Annotated in this window: 16 protein-coding genes, 2 rRNA genes and 1 pseudogene (1 of these 19 running past the window's edge); 3 read left to right on the top strand and 16 right to left on the bottom strand. The window is 71.1% G+C overall.

Going from position 1 to position 23,733, the window contains the following annotated elements; genetic code table 11:
- Positions 1 to 7: 7 nt before the first annotated feature.
- From ACSHV8_RS00100 to ACSHV8_RS00050, 11 genes and pseudogenes are all read right to left on the bottom strand, one after another.
- Complete coding sequence (locus ACSHV8_RS00100; RefSeq protein WP_436528125.1) at positions 8 to 2,245, bottom strand: hypothetical protein; 2,238 nt, start codon at positions 2,243 to 2,245, stop codon at positions 8 to 10.
- Complete coding sequence (locus ACSHV8_RS00095) at positions 2,242 to 3,348, bottom strand: glycosyltransferase family 4 protein (protein ID WP_436528123.1); 1,107 nt, start codon at positions 3,346 to 3,348, stop codon at positions 2,242 to 2,244. Before ACSHV8_RS00095 ends, ACSHV8_RS00100 begins: the two co-directional genes overlap by 4 nt.
- A 268-nt stretch (positions 3,349 to 3,616) precedes the next feature.
- The gene (gene murJ / locus ACSHV8_RS00090) at positions 3,617 to 5,467 is read right to left on the bottom strand and encodes a murein biosynthesis integral membrane protein MurJ (RefSeq protein ID WP_436528121.1); all 1,851 of its coding nucleotides are present in this window, start codon (positions 5,465 to 5,467) and stop codon (positions 3,617 to 3,619) included.
- The gene (locus ACSHV8_RS00085; protein ID WP_436528119.1) at positions 5,464 to 6,291 is read right to left on the bottom strand and encodes a hypothetical protein; all 828 of its coding nucleotides are present in this window, start codon (positions 6,289 to 6,291) and stop codon (positions 5,464 to 5,466) included. Before ACSHV8_RS00085 ends, murJ begins: the two co-directional genes overlap by 4 nt.
- 16 nt (positions 6,292 to 6,307) lie before the next feature.
- Positions 6,308 to 7,234: a copper transporter gene (locus ACSHV8_RS00080; protein WP_436528117.1), complete on the bottom strand. Its 927-nt coding sequence runs from the start codon at positions 7,232 to 7,234 to the stop codon at positions 6,308 to 6,310.
- A gap of 7 nt (positions 7,235 to 7,241) precedes the next feature.
- On the bottom strand, positions 7,242 to 8,420 hold the full coding sequence (steA, locus tag ACSHV8_RS00075; protein ID WP_436528116.1) for a putative cytokinetic ring protein SteA: 1,179 nt from the start codon (positions 8,418 to 8,420) through the stop codon (positions 7,242 to 7,244).
- A gap of 102 nt (positions 8,421 to 8,522) precedes the next feature.
- A complete protein-coding gene (gene recN / locus ACSHV8_RS00070) occupies positions 8,523 to 10,280 on the bottom strand; it encodes a DNA repair protein RecN (protein WP_436528114.1) in 1,758 nt (585 codons plus the stop codon).
- 166 nt (positions 10,281 to 10,446) lie between these two features.
- Complete coding sequence (locus tag ACSHV8_RS00065; protein WP_221323139.1) at positions 10,447 to 11,334, bottom strand: NAD kinase; 888 nt, start codon at positions 11,332 to 11,334, stop codon at positions 10,447 to 10,449.
- A complete protein-coding gene (locus tag ACSHV8_RS00060) occupies positions 11,331 to 12,272 on the bottom strand; it encodes a TlyA family RNA methyltransferase (RefSeq protein WP_436528111.1) in 942 nt (313 codons plus the stop codon). The genes ACSHV8_RS00065 and ACSHV8_RS00060 overlap by 4 nt, the downstream gene beginning before the upstream one ends.
- 25 nt (positions 12,273 to 12,297) lie before the next feature.
- Complete coding sequence (locus ACSHV8_RS00055; protein WP_436528109.1) at positions 12,298 to 12,525, bottom strand: hypothetical protein; 228 nt, start codon at positions 12,523 to 12,525, stop codon at positions 12,298 to 12,300.
- A 703-nt stretch (positions 12,526 to 13,228) separates the two neighbouring features.
- A pseudogene (locus ACSHV8_RS00050) lies at positions 13,229 to 13,813 on the bottom strand (phasin family protein); the annotation flags it as partial.
- A gap of 95 nt (positions 13,814 to 13,908) precedes the next feature.
- Between ACSHV8_RS00050 and ACSHV8_RS00045 the strand changes: the two are divergent.
- Entirely contained in the window at positions 13,909 to 14,244 is a 336-nt protein-coding gene (locus ACSHV8_RS00045; protein WP_436528107.1) for an alkyl sulfatase C-terminal domain-containing protein, read from the top strand.
- Between the two features lie 113 nt (positions 14,245 to 14,357).
- Complete coding sequence (locus ACSHV8_RS00040) at positions 14,358 to 14,891, top strand: GNAT family N-acetyltransferase (RefSeq protein ID WP_436528105.1); 534 nt, start codon at positions 14,358 to 14,360, stop codon at positions 14,889 to 14,891.
- Here ACSHV8_RS00040 and ACSHV8_RS00035 read toward each other — a convergent pair whose 3' ends face one another.
- The gene (locus ACSHV8_RS00035; RefSeq protein ID WP_436528103.1) at positions 14,892 to 16,172 is read right to left on the bottom strand and encodes a methyl-accepting chemotaxis protein; all 1,281 of its coding nucleotides are present in this window, start codon (positions 16,170 to 16,172) and stop codon (positions 14,892 to 14,894) included.
- A gap of 148 nt (positions 16,173 to 16,320) precedes the next feature.
- On the opposite strand from ACSHV8_RS00035, the gene ACSHV8_RS00030 reads away from it, so the two are divergent.
- Entirely contained in the window at positions 16,321 to 16,536 is a 216-nt protein-coding gene (locus tag ACSHV8_RS00030; protein WP_436528101.1) for a hypothetical protein, read from the top strand.
- Between the two features lie 298 nt (positions 16,537 to 16,834).
- Here ACSHV8_RS00030 and ACSHV8_RS00025 read toward each other — a convergent pair whose 3' ends face one another.
- The 4 genes from ACSHV8_RS00025 to ACSHV8_RS00010 form a co-directional block, all read right to left on the bottom strand.
- On the bottom strand, positions 16,835 to 17,833 hold the full coding sequence (locus ACSHV8_RS00025; RefSeq protein WP_436528099.1) for an HAD-IIA family hydrolase: 999 nt from the start codon (positions 17,831 to 17,833) through the stop codon (positions 16,835 to 16,837).
- Complete coding sequence (locus ACSHV8_RS00020) at positions 17,830 to 18,825, bottom strand: Replicase polyprotein 1ab (RefSeq protein ID WP_436536639.1); 996 nt, start codon at positions 18,823 to 18,825, stop codon at positions 17,830 to 17,832. Before ACSHV8_RS00020 ends, ACSHV8_RS00025 begins: the two co-directional genes overlap by 4 nt.
- A gap of 1,949 nt (positions 18,826 to 20,774) precedes the next feature.
- A 5S ribosomal RNA gene (rrf, locus tag ACSHV8_RS00015) occupies positions 20,775 to 20,891 on the bottom strand.
- Positions 20,892 to 21,049: 158 nt separating this feature from the next.
- Positions 21,050 to 23,733: ribosomal RNA gene (locus tag ACSHV8_RS00010) — 23S ribosomal RNA — on the bottom strand (it continues 392 nt past the right edge of the window).

Raw genomic sequence — 23,733 nt, 5'->3', positions numbered from 1 at the left:
GTGCGTGTCAGCCGGCTTGCTCGGTCACTGTCAGTTCGTCGTCGTCGGCTTTGCGCAACAACGGGCCGCCCGGGCCCTCGGTCACGCCGGGCGGCGGGGTGCGGTCGGCCGCGTGCAACAACACCCGCAGGGCGGTCAGCAGCGCCACCGGGACCGCGGTGGCGGCGGCCGCACCGGCCACCCCGAGCGCGGTGCCGCCGAAGATCCCGGCCGTGATCGACGCCACCACCGTGCCGGCGACGGCGGCGCGCAGGGCCGGGTGCAGCCCGTAGACCCGGTTGAGACCACCCCACGGCGAGAACTGGCCGAACGCCAGCATCAGCGCACCGGCCAGGGCCAGCAGGCTGAGCGGGCTGTCCAGCAGGGCCTGACCGTTCGCGGTGGCGGCGCGCTGCATGGCCGGCCCGGCCGTGCCGCTGCCCAGCGCGGTCAGGAACCGGCCCAGGGTGCCCTGTTCCAGGGCGGTCCGGTGCAGGTCGAAGGCGGCGAAGCTGGCGGTCACGGTGATCGCGCCGACGGCCGCCCAGGCCACCCGCGGAAAGGTCAGCCAGCCGCCGGAGCTCATCGCCGCGGCCACGCACACCCCGGCGGTCACGGCGATCGCCCCGACCGGGTCGGCGCCCAGGTAGGGGCTGCCGACCATGACCACGCCGAGGCCGCCGACCAGCACCAGCACCACCGGCCGCCACGTCTTGCCGACCCACTGGGCCAGGCAGCCGGCCATGAGCAGCAACGCCGCCACGAACACGCCCAGGCCGACGCTGCCCAGACCGGCGTAGCGCACCCCGTGCGTGGCCGAGTAGCCGGCGACGCCGTTGAGCTGCAGCCGGGCCCCGGTCAGCAGGTCCACGACGATGACGACGGCGCTGAGGGCGGCGGTGGCGCCCATCGGCCACAGCGTCATCCGGTAGCGCGGGCCGAGGCGCACGGCCAGCGTTCCGAGGATCATCAGGACGAACGTGGCGCCGCCGAACATCCAGGCCGGATGGTCGGCGTTCCACCACGGCGCCACGTCGGCCACCAGGGCCGCCGGGATGGCCAGCGAGGCCGCGACCAGGGCGGCCTCCAGTACGGCGACCAGGCGGGGCGGGGGCAGCGGCGGAGCGGCCGGGCCGGCGTGCCGGCGGGCGCGCATCAGCACCGGCACGAGCGCGGCGAACAGCAGCACCTGCACCCCGGCCAGGACCGCGAAGAAGATCGACGCGACGCCGTGCTGGGCGATCGCGCGCTGGTCGGCGTTGTTGCGCCCCTGCATCGCCGCGGCCGGGTCGGCCGTGCGGCCGTCCGAGACGGTCGCCGCGTACCCGGCGAAAAGCTTCTCCGGCGGCGCCTTGCCGAGCACCGCCAGCACGGTCGGGGCCAGGTCGATGAGCTGCAGGTAGCCTTCGCGGCCGGTGCCGGCCGAGGTCAGCCAGCCGCCGTCCCAGCCCTCGCCCTCGGCGATCGCCACGTGCAGCCGGGAGGTGGTGTCGGTGTCGGCGATCCCGGCGATCAGCATCGTCGACCGGTCCGGGCGGGCGGCCAGGACCCGGGCCAGGATCCGGTCGGCGGCGGCGACCGCTTCCTGCCGTTCGGCGCCGGTGCCGGTGATCGTGCCCAGGTCGACGATGCTCAGCACGCACTCGGAGAGCAGTTTCGCCGGTTCCGGCGGCAGGGCTTCGGCGTACTGGTCGACGCGGCCGAACGGGCGGGCGGCGGCGACCGCGGCGTTCGGGCCGACCGCGACCGTGCACCGGACCGACTCGGCCAGGGCGCCCGGGGTGGTGCCGTAGGGCAGCCGGTCCTGGTTCGTGCGGACCACGGTGTTCTGCGCGGTCACGCTCGCACCGATCGCGTCCGGCCGGGTCACCTCGGGCGAGACGGCCGGGCATCGGCCGGTCACGGCCCGGGTGTCCCAGGCCGCGTAGTTGCCCGCGCCCAGCGTCAGCCAGCCGTCGGCCGGGCAGGTCACCTGATGCGCCGAGCGCACCGACAGCCAGCCGGTCGAGCCCTTGGTCGCCTCCGCCCACAGTGCCGGTGTGCGCTGCGGGTCGAGATCGTCCCAGCGCAGGCCGGCCGCGGCGGCGACCACCACGTAGTCGGCGGTGCCCCGCTTGTCCTGCCCGTCCGGGCGGATCGTGAGCCCGATCAGGCTGGCCACCGCGATCAGCACGACGAGCACCGACGGCACCCAGACGGCGGCCCGGCGCCCCCGCGGGGTGCCCGGCGGACGAACCCGCCGGATGTGGTCGAGACGACTGGTCACGAGGCGCTGACCTCGGCATAGGCGGCTCGGACGGCGTTCACCACGGCGGTCTCGTCCGGCCAGGTCGCTGCCTGCCGAGGACCACGGGCGGCCAGGTCCGCTCTTTTCCCCCGGTCGGAGAGAATTTCCCGTACGGCATGATCCAGCGCGTCCAGATCGCGCGGCGGAATCAGCACGGCCGCGTCCCCGACCAGCCCCGGCAGCCCGCCGACTGCGGTCGTGACCAGCGGCACCCCGGCCCGCAGGGCCTCCTGGGCGAACAGCTGCCGCGCCTCCCAGTCGCTGGTGACCACGGCCAGGTCGGCGCCGAGCAGCAGGTCGGGCACGTCGCTGCGATGCCCGAGCAGGTGGAACGGGGCGTGCGTGCGGGACGCCTGCTGGGCCAGGCCCATGTAGCTCGGCCCGGAGCCGGCCACCACGACCACCGGGGCCGGGTCCAGCTCGCGCCACCGGGCGGCCGCGTCGACCAGCAGGTCGTAGTGCTTCTGCGGGTGCAGCCGGCCGACCGACAGGATCAGCGGGGTGTCCCCCTTGACCCGGAACTCGGCCCGCACCGCCTGCCGGGTGCGTTTCGGCGGCCGCATCTCGGGTGCGGCGACCGGCCCGAGCCGGGCGTTCCGGGCGCCGAGCGCGACCGCCCGCTGCACGAGATCCTCCGAGGCCCCCAGCGTCAGGGCGGCGTTGCGGGCCACGATGCGTTCGACCAGGGCCCCTGCCTGACCTTTCAGACCCTTCGCCAGTACGGCGTTGTGCCAGGTCACGACCAGCGGGACACCGGTGCGGGCGAGCGACACCACGAAGGCCGCCCGAAGTCCGTGCGCGTGGATCACCGCGGCGTCGCGTCCGGCGATCGCCCGGCGCAACGCCCGGATCGCCCCGGAGTCCTGCGGCCCGGGGTCGGCCGGGATCTCCACCGGCGCGTACTCCACCCCCGAGCCGGTGAACCCGTAGTGCTCGTCGTTGGCGGCCGGACCGCAGACCAGGACCCGGCAACCGGCCGCGACCAGTCCGCGGGCCAGCGAGAGGACGTGCCCGCCGGTCCCGCCGGTAGCGGATCCCAGCACCAGCACGACCGAACCGCGCCACCCGTCGTCGCTGCTCACGAGCGGTCCACCCCTCTCCCGACGCGCTTCTCGCGTCCCTCGACCCTGACCTGTCCCCGCCACCCGTCCGGCCGGCTCTCCGGGGTCGGTCAACCCCCGCCGAACGGGCCGGCTTCCAGGTGTCTATCACGCGGCCGGCGCACCGCCCGGAGCCAGCCCGGGCCGCCTGCGACGTTCCGCACTGCCGGCAACGCCCGGCAACCGCGGCTCCGACGCGGGGCAGGCCGCACTCCCCGGCCGGCCCCGCCCGGTGTGCGCGGCGGGTGGATCACCGGGTGAGCCGGCGGCGCAGGGTCGCGGCCAGCGGGCTCAGGTCGCGCCGGTCCAGGGCGACCGCGACCGCGACGAAGACCACCGCGACCACGATCCCACCCAGGACACCCTCGACCAGGCTGCGCGGAATGCTCGGGACCGGCCCCTCGATGCCGGTCACGACCGCCCACCCGGCCAGGCCGGCGACGGCGGCCGCGACCACGGCGGCCACGGCGGCGCGGAGCAGGCCGGCCAGCGCGGCCCGGCCGGCGTGCCGGCGCACGGCGAGCACGAGCAGAAGTCCGGTTACCGACATGCCGAGCGCGTTGGCCAGTCCGAGCCCGGCCAGTTCGGCCCCGCCCCCGGTCGTCGACGTCACGATCACGACCGCGATCCCGGCGCAGAGCCAGCCCACCCCGGAGGCGACCGCCGCCGCGACCGTCGCACCGCGGGCGTAGAGCGCACGGGACAGCAGCGCGAACAGCGCGTAGCCGAGCAGCCCGGGCGCGAAGCCGACGATCGCCGGGGCCGCGCCGCGCGCGTTCATCAGGTGCGCGGCCGGGACGGCCAGCCCGGCCAGCGCGGCCATGCCCAGCCCGGCCAGCAGCACGATCGAGCGGGCGGTGCCGGAGAGCGCCCCCGCGTACGCGTCCTCGTCCCGCCGCACCGCCGCGTCGGCCAGCCTGGGGTACACCGCGGTGGCCAGGGGCACCGCCAGGACCGCCCACGGCAGCAGGAAGACGGTCTGCGCACCGTTGTAGCGGGCCAGCTGCTGCGCGCCGAGCGTGACGATGAGCGCGACCACCACCTGCTGCGCGCCGACCGTGACCGCACCGGCCCAGCCGAGCCGGACCGCCAGCCGCCCCTCGCCACCCGGGAACGTGAAGCCCGGCCGCAGCCGCAACCGCAGCGTGCGCAGCGGGATGAGCAGGCAGAAAGTCAGCACCACGACGCCGAGCGTGGTGCCCGCGGACAGGATCAGCTCGCCCGCCCGGGTGAGGCCGGCGAAGTCGCTACGCGCACCGTCCACCAGCGCATACGTGAGGTACGCGCCCATCACGGTCAGGCTCGACAGCAGCGGCGCGATGACCGGCCAGGCGAAACGGTGATGCGCCTGCAGGGTGCCGGTCAGCACGATCCCGATCCCGTAGAGCGGCAGCTGCGGCGCGAAGATCCGCAGCATCCGGGCCGCGACCTGCTGATGCTCGGGCGGGATCCCGTGCAGCAGCCCGGTGATCGGGCCGGCCGCCAGCGCCACCACGATCGCCAGCGGGACCGTCAGCGCCAGCATCCAGGTGAGCAGCGCCGACGTGATCCGGCCGACGCGCGCCCGGTCACCGTCGGCGACCGCACCGGCCAGCAGCGGCACCACGAGACTGGCCAGGGCCCCACCGGCGACCAGCTCGAAGACGATGTTGGGGACCGTGTTGGCGGCGAAGTACAGGTCGGGCAGCCCGCCGTGACCACCGTCGCCGACCGCGTAGAAGAAGACCAGCGTGCGCCCGAACCCGGCCAGCCGGGCCAGGATCGTCAGCACCGTGATCAGCGCCGCGGCCCCGGCCAGCTTGACCGCCGTGTGGCCGGGCGCCGCCGCCCCTTCCCGCGGCGTGTCCCGCACCGACGCGGGAGCGGGGCACTCCGCCGTACGGGAAATGTCGGAAGCCGCACCAGAAGCGGACCCGGCGGCGGACCGCCCGGCGGCACCACCCGCGGCCTCGCTCTGACCGGACCCGGCGGCCGGAGCCGGACCGGAGGCGGCATCGGACCCGGCGGCCGGAGCCGGACCGGAGGTGGCCGCGGGCGAAGCCGGCGTGCCCGGGTCGACCGGCGCTGCGGAGGCCGCGCCGGAGTCGTTCGCCGAGGTCACGCCGGACGACGGCCGAGCTCGTCGAGGCGCCGCAGCCACGGCGTGTCCTGGATGACCTTGGTGAAGCTGACCTTCTCGCTGGCCGCGGTGAGCGACGCGACGGCGGCCAGCGCCGCCAGGCGGCCGAACGTGCCGGTCCGCGCGGTGTACGCGACGCCGAGCAGCGCGCCCAGCGCGTTCGCCCCGGAGTCGCCGAGCATGATCTCCTCGCCGAGGTCGGCCGGGAGCAGGGCCGCGCTCGCGCCGAGCGTGCCGGCGGTCATGGCGGCGTTGCGCCCGACCGCGAGCGGCGCGCCGAGCACGAGACCGGCCTTGAGCGCGCGGCCGGGGCGCAGGTCGAGCAGGTTGAGCAGGTTGGCCGCGCCGGCGATGACGCCCGCGCCGATCAGCACGTCCACGCCGCGGCCGAACGCGCTGCTCCGGCGGCTGCCGATCAGCGCGGAGGCGACCAGCCCGGCCGCGCCGACCCCTCCGATCTTGACGAGTCCGCTGGTCACACGGCCTTCGCGGAGCGCGCCGAGGTGCCCGGCGAAACCTTTGGCGGCTTTCTGGTCGGGGCGGCTGCCGACGATGTCGTCGTAGAGGCCGACCGCGCCGCTGACCGCCCCGGCGGTGACCACGGCGGCGGCGAGCCGCTTGGACGGCGCCCCGCCGGCCGCGCCGATCGTGGCACCGGCGGCGAGCGCGGGACCACCCGCGAGGGTGACCGTGCGGCCCTGGAAGTTGCTCCGGCGCAGGCCGCCCGCGTTCGGATCGCGGCTCACCCAGCTGAGCACGGCACGCGCGACCAGGGCACCGGTCCCGAGCGAACGGAAGAAAGCCATGGCAGAAGAGTCTGCCTTACGGGGCCGCGGACGGCACGAGCGAGGTCGCGCCCGCGGCCAGACCGTACTGTCCGACCTTGTTCTGCAGCAGCCGCTCGTGGGTGGCCATCGCGGTCGACACCTGGCCCTGCACGGTGCTCGCGTTGTCCACCGTGGAGATCACCTTGACCAGGGTGGGGTCGCTGCGGATCTCCGAGACCAGGTTGTTGTCACCGACGCTGGTCCCGGCGACCACGAGCGGGTGATTCTTGAACTGGTTGGCGACGGTGACCGCGTTCGACGTCTTCTTACCGGCGTCCTTGTCGGTCGGCGGCGGGCCACCGACCAGCACGACGATCTCGGCCCCGCCGACCGCCTTGTCCCCGACCGAGATGTAACCGGGCTTGGACAGCGCCGCCAGCACGGCGGTGACGTCGTCCGCGTTCACCACGGTCGTGCCCTGCTGCAGGGTGAGCGCGAGCAGCGCGCCGGCCGTCTCCACCCCGTCGCTGTTGGACGGCAGCAGGGCCGCCGAGATGGTCGGCTGCGAGGACTGGTCGGCCAGGTCGAGCAGCTCGTTCGCGTTGTTCGGGTCGACGAACTTGTCCTCGATCGTGACCCGCGCGGTGATCGTCGCGCCGGCCACGGTGAGCATCTTGGCGACGCCGTCGGCCGAGTCGGAGGCGCCGGGCAGCGCCACCACCGCGACCTTGCGGGTGGCCAGTTTGCCGGCCAGCACGTAGGGCGCGGTCTGGGTGGCGAAGTCCTGGTTGCGGTTGAGCTCTTCCTTGTACTGGTTGACCTGGTCGCGCTTGGCGTTGTTGTCCTTGTTGAGCGCGGTGAGCTGGGCGCGGAGATTCTCCGAGACCGGGCCGTTGAGTGCGGCGGTGCCGACCACGAGGCCGATCGCCAGCGCGAGGAAGACCGCGGTGAGCGACACCACGTGGTACCTGAAGTTGATCACGACGCCCTCAGAAAAGATTGCCCAGCGTAAAGACGAGATTGTCCCACCACTCGGACACGACGGTGAGATATGCCTTCCCCACCGTGGAGACCGCCACCGCCGAGGCCATGGCCGCCACCGCCGAGAGCACCAGCAACAGCAGCGCCGAGCCGGAGATGTTCTGCCGGTAGAGCCGGCTCACCCCCTTGGCGTCGACCAGCTTGCCGCCGACCTTGAGCCGGGTGAGGAACGTCGAAGCCATGCCGCCGCGCCCCTTGTCCAGGAACTCGACCAGGTTCGCGTGCGTGCCGACGGCCACGATCAGGGACGCGCCCTTCTCGTCGGCCAGCAGCATCGCCAGATCCTCGCTGGTGGCCGCGGCCGGGAAGGTGAGCGCGTCGACGCCCAGGTTGCTGACCCGCTCCAGGCCCGGGGCGCGGCCGTCCGGATACGCGTGGACGACCACCTCGGCGCCGCAGCGCAGCACGTCGTCGGTGACCGAGTCCATGTCGCCGATGATCATGTCGGGGGTGTAGCCGTTCTCCACCAGCGCGTCGGCACCGCCGTCGACGCCGATCAGCACCGGCTTGTACTCCCGGATGTAGGGGCGCAGGACGTCCAGGTCTTCCTTGTAGTCGTAGCCGCGGACGACGATCAGCACGTGCCGCCCGGCGATGCGGGTCTGCACGTCGGGCACGCCGACGCCGTCGAGGAGCAGGTCACGCTCCTGCTTCAGGTAGTCCATGGTGTTCGCGGCGAACGCCTCGAGCTGCACGGACAGGCCGTCCCGGGCGTCGGCCATGGCCTTGGCCACGGTCTCCGCGTCCTGCCGGGTGCCGGTGGCGACCGGCGTGCCGTCGAGCAGCACGGCGTCACCCTCGATGCTGACCACCTGGCCCTCGCGCAGGCCGGCGAAGACCTCCTCGCCCAGGTTGTCGAGGAGCACCACGCCACCCTGGATGAGCACCTCGGGGCCCAGATTCGGATACCGCCCCGAGATGGACGGCTTGGCGTTGAGCACCGCGGTCACCCCGGAGGCGACGAGCGAGTCGGCCGCGACCCGGTCCAGGTCGACGTGGTCGATCACGGCGATCTCGCCCGGCCGCAGCCGGCCGGTCAGCCGTTTCGTGCGCCGGTCGAGCCGGGCCACGCCGGAGACCGGGCCCGGCTCCGTGGTGCGCACACGGCGCAAGGTGGGAAGTCGCATCCCGGCCATCCTGACACGCCGCTTCACGCGGCCCCCGTTAGACATGCTCTAGCTCATTGACAAAACGGACTTATCGTCCGCCCCTTCCCGGTCATGTTTCACTCAGCTCCGCTTTTCCCGGCCCGCGACGGCCAGCAATTCCTCCGCGTGGGCGATACCCAGATCCGAATCCGGCAGGCCGGCCAGCATCCGGGACAGCTCCCGCGCCCGCTCGGTCTCCTCCACGATCCGCACCCCACTCGTGGTGATCGCCCCACCGGTGTCCTTGGCGACCACCAGGTGGCGATCGGCGAACGCCGCGACCTGCGGAAGATGCGTGACGACCAACACCTGATGCGTACGGGCGAGCCGGGCCAGCCGCCGCCCGATCTCCACCGCCGCGGTGCCACCCACGCCGGAGTCCACCTCGTCGAAGACCAGCGTCGGCGGGCCGCCCGAACCGGCGAACACCACCTCGATGGCGAGCATCACGCGCGACAGCTCACCGCCGGACGCGCCCTTCTGCAGCGGCAGCGACGGCGCCCCCGGGTGGGCCAGCAGCCGCAGCTCCACCTCGTCGGCCCCGTCCGGCCCGGCGCCCAGCTCCTCGCCGTCGACCGTGACGGCCGGCTCGTCCTTCGACGGGGCGTGGGTCAGCACCGCCACCTCGACCCGCGAGTGCGGCATGGCCAGCCCGGCCAGCTCGACACTGACCGCCTCGGAGAACCGCACCGCCGCCTCACGCCGGGCCGCGGTCAACCGGCCGGCCAGCTCACCGACCGTGACGGCCAGCCGCTGACGCTCCTTGTCCAGCTCCTCCAGCAGCTCGTCGGAGGAGTCCAGCTCGGTCAGGCGGGTCTTCGCGTTCTCGGCCCAGGCGATGACGCCTTCGATGTCGTCCGCATACTTCCGGGTCAGCCCGCGCAGCGCGGCCCGCCGCTCGTAGATCGCCTCCAGCCGGGCCGGATCCGCGTCCAGCTCGCTCAGGTAGGCCGACAGCTCCGAGGCGACGTCACTGACCAGGGTCGCCGCCTCCTCGATGCGCAGCGCCAGATCGCCCAGCTTGGCGTCGACACCGGCCTGGCCCTCCAGCGTGCGCCGGGCCGTGCCGAGCAGCGTCGCCGCATCCGGCGCGTCGTCGGCGACCTCCACCCCGGAGGCCAGCGCCTGCGCGGCCAGGGCGGCCGCGATCCGCAGACCCTCGGCGTGCTCCAGCCGCTGCACCTCGGCGCGCAGATCCTCGTCCTCGTTCGGCTGCGGGTCGACCCGGGTGATCTCGTCGAGGCCGAGCTTGAGCAGGTCGGCCTCCTGCGAGCGCTGGCGGGCGTTGCGCCGCCGGTCGGCCAGGTCGTCGACCACCTTGCGCCAGCGGGCGAACGACTCCCGATAGCCGTCCAGCAGCTTCTCGTGCTCGGGGCCGGCGAACCGGTCCAGCGCCGACCGCTGCTCGCTCGGGCGCAGCAGGCGCAACTGGTCAGACTGGCCGTGCACGGCCAGCACCTGCTCACCCAGCTCGCTCAGCGTGGAGACCGGCATGCTGCGGCCACCGACGTGCGCCCGGGACCGGCCCTCGGCCGTCACCGTACGGCTCAGCAGCAGCGCGCCGTCGTCGTCGGTCTCGCCGCCGGCGTCGGTGATCCGGGTGCGGACCGCGTCGCCCAGCGTGCCCTTCAGCTTCAGCCGGCCCTCGACCACGGCCCGGCCCGGGTCGGCCCGGACCCGGCCGGCGTCGGCCCGGCCACCGAACAGAAGTCCGAGACCGGTCACGACCATCGTCTTACCGGCGCCGGTCTCACCGGTGATCACGTTCATACCCGCCGACAGCCGTAGGGTCGTGTCGTCGATGACGCCCAGACCGGTGATGCGCAGTTCCTCCAGCACACGGCAGAGGGTAGTGGGGACCCCTGACAATTGCCCAGCGCGGGGGTTTCTGATCAGCGTCAATCATCGTGGATACCGCCGGTTTTCCCGGACTTCGCCGTTTCTGTCCTCCGCGCCCCACCCGGTGCCGGCTCGCCGTGGCGGCGGCACCGGACGGAGCGTCAGGTCAGCGCCGGTTGCCCCGCCAACCCACCACCGGCAGCTCGAACTTCGCCACCAGGGTGTCGGTGAACGGCCGCGGAGCCAGCCGGACCAGCCGGACGGGCAACTGCCCCCGCTCGACGGTCACCGTCGACCCCGGCGGAAGGTCCCACGTGCGGCGACCGTCACAACACAGCACGGCAAACGAGGTGTACGGATCCACGGTCAGCTTGAACGTCGACGTCGGCGCGGTCACCAGCGGCTTGCTGAACAGCGCGTGCGCACTGATCGGGACCAGCAGCAACGCCTCCACCTCGGGCCAGACCACCGGGCCACCGGCCGAGAACGCGTACGCCGTCGACCCGGTCGGAGTGGCACACACCACACCGTCACAGCCGTAGCGGGACAGCGGCCGCCCGTCCACGTCGACCATCAGTTCGAGCATCTGGGCCCGCTGGCCCTTCTCCACGCTCACCTCGTTGAGCGCCCACGACTCGGCGATCAGACGGCCGTCGTACTCCGCCCGGATGTCGAGGGTGAGCCGCTCGTCCACGGTGTAGTCGCCCGAGACGATCTCGCGGACCGCCTCGTCGATGTGGTCGATCTCGGCCTCGGCCAGGAACCCCACCTTGCCCAGGTTGATGCCGAGCAGCGGCGCCTTCACCGGCCGGGCCAGCTCGGCCGCGCGCAGGAACGTGCCGTCGCCGCCGAGCGCCAGCACGATCTCGATACCCTCGGCCGCCTCCTCGTTGTCGACCGCCCGCACCTCGTCGGGCAGCCCCAGGTCGGCGACCTCGTCGGCGATGACCCGGACCTCGAAGCCCGCGGCGATCAGATCGAGAGCGACCGTACGGGCATGCTGCGTACTCTGCCGGCGCCCGGTGTGCGTCACCAGCAAAGCCGAGCGAGTCATTTGTCCTCCAGGTGGGCCACCGGTCGATGCTCCCGCGCCTCTGCGGGCACCGGTCGTTCATGATCCGGCTCACCGGCCGGCTCGGCCGCAGCCGCCGCCTCGGCCAGGAGCTCGGCAGGCAGCCCGGCGCCGGTCGGGCCGGCCTCGACCACCACCTCCACCCGGGCCCGGTCCGCGGCGGGCGCGCCACGCCGGAACCAGACGAAGAACTCCACGTTGCCGCTCGGGCCGGGCAGCGGGCTCGCGGTCACATCCACCACACCGAGCCCCAGCTCGGCCCCGACGGCCGCCACGTCCAGCACCGCCTCGGCGCGCAACCGCCAGTCGCGGACCACGCCGCCGGTGCCGGCCAGACGTTCCCGGCCCAGCTCGAACTGCGGCTTCACCATCAGCGCCAGGTCCCCCTCGGGACCCGTGCACGCGGTCAGGGCCGGCAGCACCAGGCGCAGCGAGATGAACGACAGATCGGCCACCACCAGGTCGACCGTCCCGCCGATCATCTCCGGGGTCAGCGTGCGGACGTTGGTGCGCTCGTGCACGTCGACCCGCTCGTCGGTGCGGATCGGCCAGGCCAGCTGCCCGTAACCGACGTCGACCGCGACCACCCGGCTCGCCCCGGCACGCAGCAGCACGTCGGTGAACCCGCCGGTCGAAGCGCCCGCGTCCAGGCAGCGCCGCCCCTCGACGGTCAGGCCCCGGGCGCCGAACGCGGCCAGCGCGCCGGCCAGCTTGTGGCCACCCCGCGACACGTACTCGGTCTGCGGGTCCTCCCCGGTGACCAGCACCGGGTCGGCCGGGTCGACCATGGCCGCCACCTTGTGGGCCACGGTCCCCCGGACCTGGACACGGCCGGCCGCCACCAGTTGAGCGGCCTGTTCCCGGGAACGGGCGAGCTTGCGGCGGACTAGCTCGGCGTCGAGACGCGCGCGGCGGGCCATCACAATCCTTTTTCGGTACGTCGGATCAGCGATCGATGCTGGCCAGAGTCTCCTGGAGCACCTGGTGCGCGGCCTCGTACTCAGCGATCTGCTCGCCCGGGGCCAGCCGCGCGGCGTTGGCGAGCGAACTTAGCACCGCGTCCACCGCCGGGTGACCGGTCTCCACCACTGTCCCGTCCTCCGCCGTGCGGTAATGCTCACCCGGCGCGAACGCCTCACCCCCGGCCGACCCGCCCGGCGATCCCGGCCGCACCCCACCGGCCGGCGGCCCCGGCCGGAACCCACCGGGCCCCGGACGCGCCCCGTCGGCCTGCTGCCCCGGACGCGCCCCGTCAGGCTGCTGCCCCGGGCGGAACCCACCGGGCTGCGGACCCGGCCGGCCGCCACCGGGCTGTGCCCCGGGACGCGGCCCACCCGGAGGCGGACCGGGCCGGAAACCACCCGGCGGCGGGCCGGGCACGGAATTCGGGAACGTCACGGAATCACGCCTCCGGCTTCTCGGTCCGCCCGGTGCTCTCGCCCACCGGCTGCGACTTCCTGGCCTGCGTCTGACTCGGCACCTGAGCCGCCTTCCGCGCGCCACGCTTCACCGGCGTGGTCCGCCCGGCCGCACTCCCACCCGACCTCTTGGCCGGCGCACTCTTCCGAGCCGCCCCCACCGAGCCCGAGACGTCACCCGGAGCGCTGCCACCCGACGCGGCCTCACTCGGCGCGATGAACGGCAACTCGGTAGCGGCCGCCGCCTCCTTCACACCACTGACCGGCGAAGCGGCCGTCCCCGCCGGCGTGATGCTCGCCGAACCCGGCGCGGCAGCACTCTTCCGAGGCGCCCGCCCGGCCGCCGCCTTCTTCACGGGCGCGCTCTTCGCCGGCGCAGCACTCTTGGCCACGCGACCGGGCGCCTTCTTCGCCGGCTGCGCCTCGACCGCCGCAGCGACAGCCTCAGCCGCGACCTCGGCCGGACTCCCACCAGGCGAAGTGGACTTCCGCACAGCCTTCTTGGCCGGAGCCCCCGGAGCAGCCGCAGGAGTCGAAGAGGACCCCGGTGTCCCGGCCGCCGCGTTGGCCGCAGGCCCACCCCGACCGGTCCCCGCCGACGGCATAGCGTTCGGCGTAGCCTTCACAGCCTTCTTCGCGACCGCCTTCTTGGCCACGGCCTTCTTCACGGGAGCCGGGACCGGAGCCGGGACCGGGGCAGAACCCACCCGGCCGGCACTCGGAACCGGAGCCCCTCCGGCCGCCCGAGCCTCCCGCAACTCCTTCTCCAGGTCATGAACCCGGGTCGTCAGCTCGGAAACCTCATCAGCGGTAGCCAGACCGACCCGCCCGAGCGCCCGGTCCACCTCGTACCGAACGATGCTGGTCAAAGCCTCACGATTGGCGATGCCCGCCGAGAGCAGATCCTCGACCAGCCCTTGCACCTGTGCCGCGGTCGCACCGCCCCGGTTGAGCAACTCACCGGCGACCTTCTGCGCCCTCTTCCGGGGCGCCTCGGTCAGCCCGAGCGCCAGGTCCAGATACGCACGCCATGCATCCGGCATGATCCCTCCTCCTCTCGCCGCGTCGGGTGCCACGCTACCGGGAGCCCCCGACAACTTCCTGAGGTACGGTGCTGGTGTCGCGAGGGGGGATGGCGATGGCCACCGTGGACGAGTGCCGTAAAGCGTTGCACGATCTGGCCGCGAAGCTCGCGGCGAACGCGGAGGCCCGCGGTCGTCTGGACTTCGATCGCACACTCGCCTGCCGGGTCACCGACCTGGAGACGGCCTTCCACGGCCGGATCGCCGGCGGCCTGCTCACCGACATCGCCGACGGCGACGACCCGAAGGCGAAGATCGCCCTGGTCGCCAACAGTGAGGATCTGCTGAAGCTGATCGCCGGCGAGCTGGACATCACCCGCGCGGTCGCCGCCCGCCAGATCACCATCCGGGCCAACCCGTTCGACCTGCTCAAGCTCCGCAAACTCCTCTGATCACGCCCGGTCATACGACCCCGGTCCCTGAATCGTTCAAAGGCCGCCCGATCAGTTCCGGTCACCGCCGAAATTGAGCTGCCGGCCGAGCTCAGGCCGCATAGCGTCGCGGAATGCAGATTCGCGCTGAGACTCCCGCCGACCACCCCGCCGTCGGCCGACTCGTCGAGCTGGCCTTCGGGGGTGATCACGGTCGCGTCGTCGCCGAGCTGGTCACGGCGCTGCGCCGCGACGATCCGAACTTTCAGGCTTTCGTGGCCGATGACGGCGGCGAGGTCGTCGGGCACGTCATGTTCACCCGGAACCTGCTCGACGCCCCGGAACGCCTGATCCCGGTCCAGGTGCTCAGCCCGCTCGCGGTTTCTCCGGGGCGACAGCGCGAGGGCATCGGCAAGGCCCTCATCGCATACGGGATAACCGAGCTCACCAGACGCAACGTCCCCCTGATCTTCCTGGAGGGCGACCCCGCGTACTACTCGAAGTGGGGTTTCGTCCCCGGCCACACCCTGGATTTCCGCAAGCCGTCACTGCGCATCCCCGACCCCGGTTTCCAGGTCATGCCGCTGCCCGGATATCGGCCGGAGATGACCGGCACCCTGGTCTACCTGCACACTTTCTGGGATTACGACTGCGTCGGACTCCGATGATCACCGCGCCTTGGCCGCCAGTTCCTCAAGCCCCGTGAGCACCTGATCGGCCGAGGCGGTCGCCGTCGACAGCTGCTTGGTCACCTCGCCGAGCACGGCCGCCTGTTCCTCGACCGCCGACGCGATGTTCAGCTGCAGCTCGTGGATCCCGTCCACGGCTCCGGTCGTCTGCGCGAACGTCTGCGCCACGTCGTCGGTCTCGGCGACGATCGCCGTGATCACCGTGTTCACCCGCTCCACCGAGTCCGCGGTCTCCCGGGCCAGGTCCTTGACCTCGCTCGCCACCACCGCGAACCCCTTGCCGATCTCGCCGGCCCGGGCCGCCTCGATCGTGGCGTTCAGCGCGAGCAGGTTGGTCTGGTCGGCCAGCGACGCGATGATGGCGTTGACGTCGGCGATCTCGCCGACCGAGCGCTCCAGCGCCCGCACCTTCTCCCCGGCCGACGCCGCCGCGTCCTTGCCCTCGGCAGCCGTTGTGGCGGCCGACGCCGACCGTGATGCGATGTCCTGAACAGAAGCGGTCAGCGCGGCGAGTTCCCGATCGACCGCGGCGACCGCCGAGATCGCGGCGTGCGCCTGCTCGCTGATCGACCCGACGTCCGCGGTGAGCCGGCGGGCCTGCTCGGCGGTCTCCTCGGAGCGCGCCCGCAACTCCTCGGCGGCCCGCTCGGACGCCTCTCGCTCGGCCCGTTCGACCTCGTCCCGGGCCTGCTCGGCCTCCTTGGCCAGCTGCTCGCTCTCCCGCTCGACCTGCTCGGCGAAGTGCCAGAAGATCACGATGCCGACCACCTCGACGACGGCCAGTCCGGCGTGCACCGCGACCTGCTCGATCGCCGCCCCCACGCCCATGTGGTGCATGCCGAACACCCGTTCCGGCGCGAGCAGCCCGAGCACCCCGTGATGCACCACGACGACGAGCACGGCGGAGATCAGCGGCGCCCACATCTGATACAGCGCCACATAGATCAGGATCGCGTACAGGTGGATGTGTGCGGTCATCGATCCGCCGGACAGCTCGATCGCCACGAACGTGCAGGCGATCAGGCCGACGCTGGTGTGCGAGGCCTGCGCCTTCGCGCTCGGCAGGACCGGGATCAGCGCGGCCCACCCGGCCACCGCGGCGACCAGCAGCACGACCTCCCAGCGCGGACGCGGCCCGATCATCCCCAGCACCAGGAACGCCGGGACGTGGAACCACAACAGCCGGCTGATGATCCGGTGCCGCGCCCGCCACGACGCCTCGGACAGCCGTGCGCCCCGCGGCAGTGTAAGAGAGGTCACATCCCAAGCATCGGCTGTTCGCCCGCCCGATTGACCGGAATCGCAACAGCAGCGATTTTCCTGGTCGCTCGCCGGTTCCCGGTGGGACGATGACCGTAGGAACGCGACCGCCCGGACGACGGCCGCCCCGGGAAACTGGGAGGCACCCATGATCCACGTCCGCCCCGACGTCCCCTGCATCGACGGCTCGTGCAACGCGGAGAACGTGCACGCCCGCGCCGAGCGGGTCGCCGTGCCCGATTTCGACTACATGAGCTCCCCGATGGTCGCCATGGTCGACGGCATCTTCCGCATCGACCCGGAGGCACCCCCACTCCCCCGTCGCAGCCACCGCCCCCGCCCCGAGCAGTACCACCATTCCTGACCCTTTTTCACCCCCAACCCCATTTCGCCGTACGTGGTGAGCCCCCGCCCGCCCAGCCACGCCCAGCGGCCCTCGTTTCTCACCCAGCTCACCCTCCAGCCGGCAGCGGCGACTGCCCCACTCCGTCACCACCGGCCAGAAGCCCGCCCGCGCCGCAGGCCGGCCCCGCCGCAGACCTCCCGCCTCCGGCTGGTGCTCAGGGCTGCCTCCGAGCCCTCGAAACAGCCCTGAGCACCAGCCGGTGGTGAAACAGAACAGCCCCGGCCGAGTGGCCGGGGCTGCTGGTGTCCGGTCGGGGTCAGAGACCCCAGGTGTGGAGCAGGTTCGTGGCGGCGTCGGACGTGCCGGTCACGTCGGCCGGCTTCACGCCGTCCCAGGTGAGGCCGCACAGCAGACGCAGAGCATCGGTCGGGTCGCCGGAACCGTCCAGGGTCGCGCGGTCGCCCTCACGGGTGACCGTCCAGCCGTCGACCTCGGCGGCCGGGACCACGGCCAGCGCGGCCGGGCGGAACAGACCGGAGAGGTCCGCCGCGACGAACTTCGGCCGGCGCTCGGCCGGCGCTTCCAGCAGGTCTTTCGGGCTGCTGACCCCGGTCAGGACGAGCAGGCTGTCCATCCCGGCGCCGACCGCACCCTGAATGTCGGTGTCCAGCCGGTCGCCGATCGCCAGCGGACGTTCGGCCCCGGCCCGTGACGCGGCCGTGGTGAACAGCGCGGGCTGCGGCTTGCCGACGATCACGTCCGGTTCCCGGTCCAGCGCGGTCCGGAGCACGGCGACGAGCGAGCCGTTGCCCGGCAGCGGGCCGCGCGGGCTGGGCAGCGTCCGGTCGGTGTTGGTGGCGTACCAGGTGGCGCCCGCGCGAACCGCGATCGCCGCCTCGGACAGGATCTTCCAGCCCACCTCGGGCCCGTAGCCCTGCACCACCGCGACCGGCGCGTCGTCGGCCGAGTCGACCGGGGTGAGGCCCGCGTCGCGGACCTCGGCCCGGAGCGCTTCGGCCCCGACCACCAGGACCGGTGAGCCGGCCTCGACGTGCTCGGCGATGCGGGCGGCGGCCGCGCCGGCCGAGGTCAGAACCTCGGCCGGCTCAGCACTGACACCCATGCCGGTGAGCAGAGCGGCCACGTCCGCGGCGCGACGGGACGCGTTGTTCGTCGCGTACGCGATCGACGTCCCGTCCGCCCGCAGCCGCTCGACGGCCTCGGCCGCGCCCGGGATCGGCTCGTCGATCAGGAAGACGACGCCGTCCAGGTCGAAGATGGCCAGGTCGTACTCACCGGCAAGGTGATCGCTCATGCCTGCGGGCGGTCCTCACCCCGGCCGACGAACTCGTCGCCGTCCTTCTCGTCCTTCTCCGCGTCGTCCGACTTGGGCGCCTCGAAGACCGCGGCCGGAACCTCGTGCTTCTCGGACTTCCCGGCGTCGGCCTTCACCGCGTCGGCCTTGGCCGGCTCGGCCTTGACCGGCTCGGCGTCGGCGTCGGTCGTGGCGACCGGCTCCTCGTCCTGCTCGTCCTCGTCCTCGGCGTCGGAGTCGTCGTCGTCAGAGTCCTCGTCGTCCTCGTCGAGGTCGTCCTCGTCGTAGTCCGCCGCGGGCTCGTCGTCGAGCTCCTCGTCGTCCTCGTCCTGGTCGTCCTCGTCGTCGTCCGAGTCCTCGTCGGCCGCGTCGCGCGGCTCGTCGTCCAGGTCCTCGTCGTCCTCGTCGTCGTCACCCTCGATGGTGACGCCGTCGAGCTCGAGGATCCGGTCCGCGGCGTCGGTGAGCTGGTCCTCGTCGACCGCGGCGGCCCGTCCGAACCACTCCCGGGCCTCGTCGCGCCGACCGGCGGCGAGCAGGGCATCGGCGTACGCGTACCGCAGACGGGCCGCCCAGTCGGCGGTCTCTTCCGCGGTCAGCTCCTTGACCTGCAGCATCGCCACGGCCGCCTCGTGCTGACCGAGGTCACCACGTGCACCCGCGGCCACGATCAGGAGCTCGATCGCGCCGGACTTCTCCAGCTTCGCGACCTCGGCGCCCCGGTAGAGGTCGATGGCCCGCTCGGGGCGGCCCAGCGCCCGCTCGCAGTCGGCGATCTCGGCCAGGTGGGTCTGCTTGCCGGTCATCCGGTGGTACGTCCGGAGCTCGGCGATCGCCGTGGTCCAGTCGCCGGCCGCGTACGCCGCCAGGCCGACCGCCTCACGCACCACGGCGATCCGTGAAGCCAGCCGCCGCGCCGCGATCGCGTGCTGCAGAGCCAGCTCGGAGTCCTCGTCGATGATGGTGCCGGCCGCCACCAGGTGACGCGCCACCTTGTCGGCGACGTCCCGGGCCAGCGCTACCAGCTCGGCGCGAACCTCCTGGTCGAGGTCGGTCGCGACGATCTCGTCGGGGATGTCGGGCGCCTGGAAGGCAGCCTGACCGTCTTCGGTGTTCTCCGGCCGGTCACCCTGGTAGCCGCCACGGTCCCGGTCGCCCCGGAAGCCGCCGCGGTCACGGTCGCCGCCACCCTGGTAGCCCGGACGGTCGCCCTGCGGACGGTCGCCACCGCGGTAACCGCCCCGGTCGCCACCACCCTGGTAGCCACCACGGTCACGGTCCCCGCCGCGGAATCCACCGCGGTCGCCGCCACCCTGGTAACCCGGACGGTCGCCCTGCGGACGGTCACCACCGCGGAAACCACCGCGGTCGCCGCCCTGGTAACCGCCCCGGTCGCCGCCACCCTGGTAACCACCACGGTCACGGTCGCCACCACGGAAGCCGCCACCCTGCGGACGGTCGCCCTGGGGCCGATCGCCGCGATATCCGCCGCCACCCTGGAAGCCCTCACGGGTGCCACCGGTACGGTCGCCACCACGGAACCCGCCGCGGTCGCCGCCACCCTGGTAACCACCACGGTCACGGTCGCCGCCACGGAAACCGCCACCCTGCGGGCGGTCGCCCTGGGGCCGATCACCCCGGTAGCCACCACCGGTGCTGCCACCACGGTCGTCACGGTTGAACGGACGACGCTCGCCGCCACCCTGGTAACCCGGACGGTCGCCCTGCGGACGGAAGCCGCCCCGGTCGCCGCCGCCCTGGTAGCCACCACGATCGCGGTCGCCGCCACGGAAACCGCCACCCTGCGGGCGGTCGCCCTGGGGCCGATCACCCCGGTAGCCACCACCGGTGCTGCCACCACGGTCGTCACGGTTGAACGGACGACGCTCGCCGCCACCCTGGTAACCCGGACGGTCGCCCTGCGGACGGTCACCCCGGTAGCCACCACCGGTGCTGCCACCACGGTCGTCACGGTTGAACGGACGACGCTCGCCACCACCCTGGTAACCCGGACGGTCGCCCTGCGGACGGTCGCCACCACGGAAACCACCGCGGTCGCCGCCACCCTGGTAGCCACCACGGTCACGGTCGCCACCACGGAAACCACCGCCCTGGGGACGGTCACCCTGGGGGCGGAAGCCGCCGCGGTCGCCGCCACCCTGGTAACCACCACGGTCACGGTCGCCGCCACGGAAGCCGCCACCCTGCGGACGGTCGCCCTGGGGCCGGTCACCGCGGTAGCCACCGCCGGCGCTGCCGCCACGGTCGTCACGGTTGAACGGACGACGCTCGCCGCCGCCTACGGCACGGTCGCCGCCCCGGAACCCGCCGCGGTCGCCGCCACCCTGGTAACCACCACGGTCACGGTCGCCACCACGGAAGCCACCGCCCTGGGGACGGTCACCCTGCGGGCGGAAGCCGCCACGGTCGCCGCCACCCTGGTAACCACCACGATCGCGGTCGCCACCACGGAAGCCACCACCCTGCGGACGGTCGCCCTGGGGGCGGTCCCCGCCCCGGAAGCCGCCACGGTCGCCGCCACCCTGGTAACCACCACGGTCACGGTCGCCACCACGGAACCCGCCGCGGTCGCCACCGCCCTGGTAGCCACCACGGTCACCGCCGCGCGAGGCACCCCGGTCGCGGTCGCCGCCACGGAAGCCGCCCCGGTCACCCCCGGAACGGTTGCCGCCCTGATATCCGCCTCCATCGCCGCGGCGAGCGTCGCCGCCATCGCGACCGCGGCCCTCCCGGGCCTCGTCGCGGTTGCTGGAGCCGCCGTCCTGCGGTCCTGTACTCACGGATCATTCCTTCCAAGCACGGCGGCGGCCCCTCGATGCGGGCGGCGGCCTGTCGTCAAACACAAAGTTACTAGGGAACCAAGTCATAAACGCAGTCGAGGGCCGACCCCAGGTGGGGCGGCCCTCGACCGTTACGTTAAGTCCGGCGGCGTCCTACTCTCCCACACCCTCCCGAGTGCAGTACCATCGGCGCTGGAGGGCTTAGCTACCGGGTTCGGAATGTAACCGGGCGTTTCCCCTCCGCTATGACCACCGAAACAACTGTCAGCGCGGAATCAACCAGCAACCCGATCTTCCCCTCCGGCTTGCCGGCCGGCACCGACAGAATCGGTTACCAACCAACAACCCTGAGAATTCTCGGGGTGGTTGTTCGTTTGCTGTGAATCACACAGTGGACGCAAGTAAAATGTTTAGGGTGGTTAAGCCCTCGGCCTATTAGTACCGGTCAACTCAACACGTTACCGTGCTTACATCTCCGGCCTATCAACCCAGTAGTCTAGCTGGGAGCCTTACCCACTCAAGGTGGTGGGATACCTCATCTCGAAGCGAGCTTCCCGCTTAGATGCTTTCAGCGGTTATCCCTTCCGAACGTAGCCAACCAGCCGTGCCCTTGGCAGGACAACTGGCACACCAGAGGTTCGTCCGTCCCGGTCCTCTCGTACTAGGGACAGCCCTTCTCAAGTATCCAACGCGCACGGCGGATAGGGACCGAACTGTCTCACGACGTTCTAAACCCAGCTCGCGTACCGCTTTAATGGGCGAACAGCCCAACCCTTGGGACCTGCTACAGCCCCAGGATGCGACGAGCCGACATCGAGGTGCCAAACCATCCCGTCGATATGGACTCTTGGGGAAGATCAGCCTGTTATCCCCGGGGTACCTTTTATCCGTTGAGCGACACCGCTTCCACACGCAAGTGCCGGATCACTAGTCCCGACTTTCGTCCCTGCTCGACCCGTCAGTCTCACAGTCAAGCTCCCTTATGCACTTACACTCAACACCTGATTGCCAACCAGGCTGAGGGAACCTTTGGGCGCCTCCGTTACCCTTTAGGAGGCAACCGCCCCAGTTAAACTACCCACCAGACACTGTCCCTCGACCCGATCAGGGCCGCAAGTTAGATACCCAAACCCAACAGAGTGGTATTTCAACAATGACTCCACCCGAACTGGCGTCCGAGCTTCACAGTCTCCCACCTATCCTACACAATCGAATTCAGATACCAATGTCAAGCTATAGTAAAGGTCCCGGGGTCTTTCCGTCCTGCCGCGCGTAACGAGCATCTTTACTCGTACTGCAATTTCGCCGGGCCTGTGGTTGAGACAGTGGGGAAGTCGTTACGCCATTCGTGCAGGTCGGAACTTACCCGACAAGGAATTTCGCTACCTTAGGATGGTTATAGTTACCACCGCCGTTTACTGGCGCTTAAGTTCTCCGCCTCGCCCCGAAGAGCTAACAGGTCCCCTTAACGTTCCAGCACCGGGCAGGCGTCAGTCCATATACATCGTCTTACGACTTGGCATGGACCTGTGTTTTTAGTAAACAGTCGCTTCCCCCTGCTCTCTGCGGCCATACCACGCTCCACCAGCAAGTGGCTTCACGCGTCCGGCCCCCCTTCTCCCTAAGTTACGGGGGCAATTTGCCGAGTTCCTTAACCACAGTTCACCCGTCGCCTCGGTATTCTCTACCTGACCACCTGTGTCGGTTTAGGGTACGGGCCGCTCGAAACATCGCTAGAGGCTTTTCTCGGCAGCATAGGATCAATGACTTCACCAGAACGGCTCGGCATCACGTCTCAGCCTATTGCCATGCGGATTTGCCTACATGACGGCCTACACGCTTACCCCGGCACAACCACCGGCCGGGCTCATCTACCTTCCTGCGTCACCCCATCACTAAACTACTACCACCCGAGGTCCCAGACTCCACCAGTTCAGACCGAAGTCCTCGCCGGCTTTGCGTGGTTAGTACAAGTAGGTTCGTCTTGGGCGTTTCTTTGCGGGTACGGGAATATCAACCCGTTATCCATCGACTACGCCTCTCGGCCTCGCCTTAGGCCCCGACTCACCCAGGGCGGATTAGCCTGGCCCTGGAACCCTTGGTCATCCGGCGGAAGGGGTTCTCACCCTTCATTCGCTACTCATGCCTGCATTCTCACTCGTACAGCGTCCACACCTGGATCACTCCGGCGCTTCACCCGCTGCACGACGCTCCCCTACCCATCCACATCAAGATGTGAATGCCACAGCTTCGGCGGTGTGCTTGAGCCCCGCTACATTGTCGGCGCAGAACCACTTGACCAGTGAGCTATTACGCACTCTTTAAAGGATGGCTGCTTCTAAGCCAACCTCCTGGTTGTCCATGCGATCCCACATCCTTTTCCACTTAGCACACGCTTAGGGGCCTTAGCTGGCGATCTGGGCTGTTTCCCTCTCGACTACGAAGCTTATCCCCCGCAGTCTCACTGCCGCGCTCTCACTTACCGGCATTCGGAGTTTGGCTGATTTCAGTAAGCTTGTAGGCCCCCTAGACCATCCAGTGCTCTACCTCCGGCAAGAAACACACGACGCTGCACCTAAATGCATTTCGGGGAGAACCAGCTATCACGGAGTTTGATTGGCCTTTCACCCCTAACCACAGGTCATCCCCCAACTTTTCAACGTTGGTGGGTTCGGTCCTCCACGCAGTCTTACCCACGCTTCAACCTGCCCATGGCTAGATCACCCCGCTTCGGGTCTAGAACATGCGACTACAGAGCGCCCTATTCAGACTCGCTTTCGCTACGGCTACCCCACACGGGTTAACCTCGCCACATGCCACTAACTCGCAGGCTCATTCTTCAAAAGGCACGCCGTCACCCCTAAAGGCTCCGACGGATTGTAGGCGAACGGTTTCAGGTACTATTTCACTCCCCTCCCGGGGTACTTTTCACCATTCCCTCACGGTACTAGTCCGCTATCGGTCACCAGGAAGTATTCAGCCTTACCAGGTGGTCCTGGCAAATTCACAGCAGATTCTAGGAGTCCGCTGCTACTCGGGAACACTGTAAGGAGGCTTGGAATTTTCGTCTACCGGGCTCTCACCGTCTACGGCTGGCTT

The sequence above is a fragment of the Actinoplanes sp. HUAS TT8 genome (assembly GCF_051380535.1).
In the GTDB taxonomy this organism is placed as follows: Bacteria; Actinomycetota; Actinomycetes; order Mycobacteriales; family Micromonosporaceae; genus Actinoplanes.
This window is presented reverse-complemented; position numbering and strand designations above follow the sequence as displayed.

Bases quoted from the DNA above. Each gene is read 5' to 3' on its own strand.
- ACSHV8_RS00030 (WP_436528101.1), top strand. From the start codon at position 16,321: ATGATCCACGTCCGCCCCGACGTCCCCTGCATCGACGGCTCGTGCAAC.
- ACSHV8_RS00045 (WP_436528107.1), top strand. From the start codon at position 13,909: ATGGCCACCGTGGACGAGTGCCGTAAAGCGTTGCACGATCTGGCCGCG.
- steA (WP_436528116.1), bottom strand. From the start codon at position 8,420: ATGCGACTTCCCACCTTGCGCCGTGTGCGCACCACGGAGCCGGGCCCG.
- ACSHV8_RS00025 (WP_436528099.1), bottom strand. From the start codon at position 17,833: ATGAGCGATCACCTTGCCGGTGAGTACGACCTGGCCATCTTCGACCTG.
- ACSHV8_RS00040 (WP_436528105.1), top strand. From the start codon at position 14,358: ATGCAGATTCGCGCTGAGACTCCCGCCGACCACCCCGCCGTCGGCCGA.
- ACSHV8_RS00065 (WP_221323139.1), bottom strand. From the start codon at position 11,334: ATGACTCGCTCGGCTTTGCTGGTGACGCACACCGGGCGCCGGCAGAGT.
- ACSHV8_RS00085 (WP_436528119.1), bottom strand. From the start codon at position 6,291: ATGGCTTTCTTCCGTTCGCTCGGGACCGGTGCCCTGGTCGCGCGTGCC.
- ACSHV8_RS00060 (WP_436528111.1), bottom strand. From the start codon at position 12,272: ATGGCCCGCCGCGCGCGTCTCGACGCCGAGCTAGTCCGCCGCAAGCTC.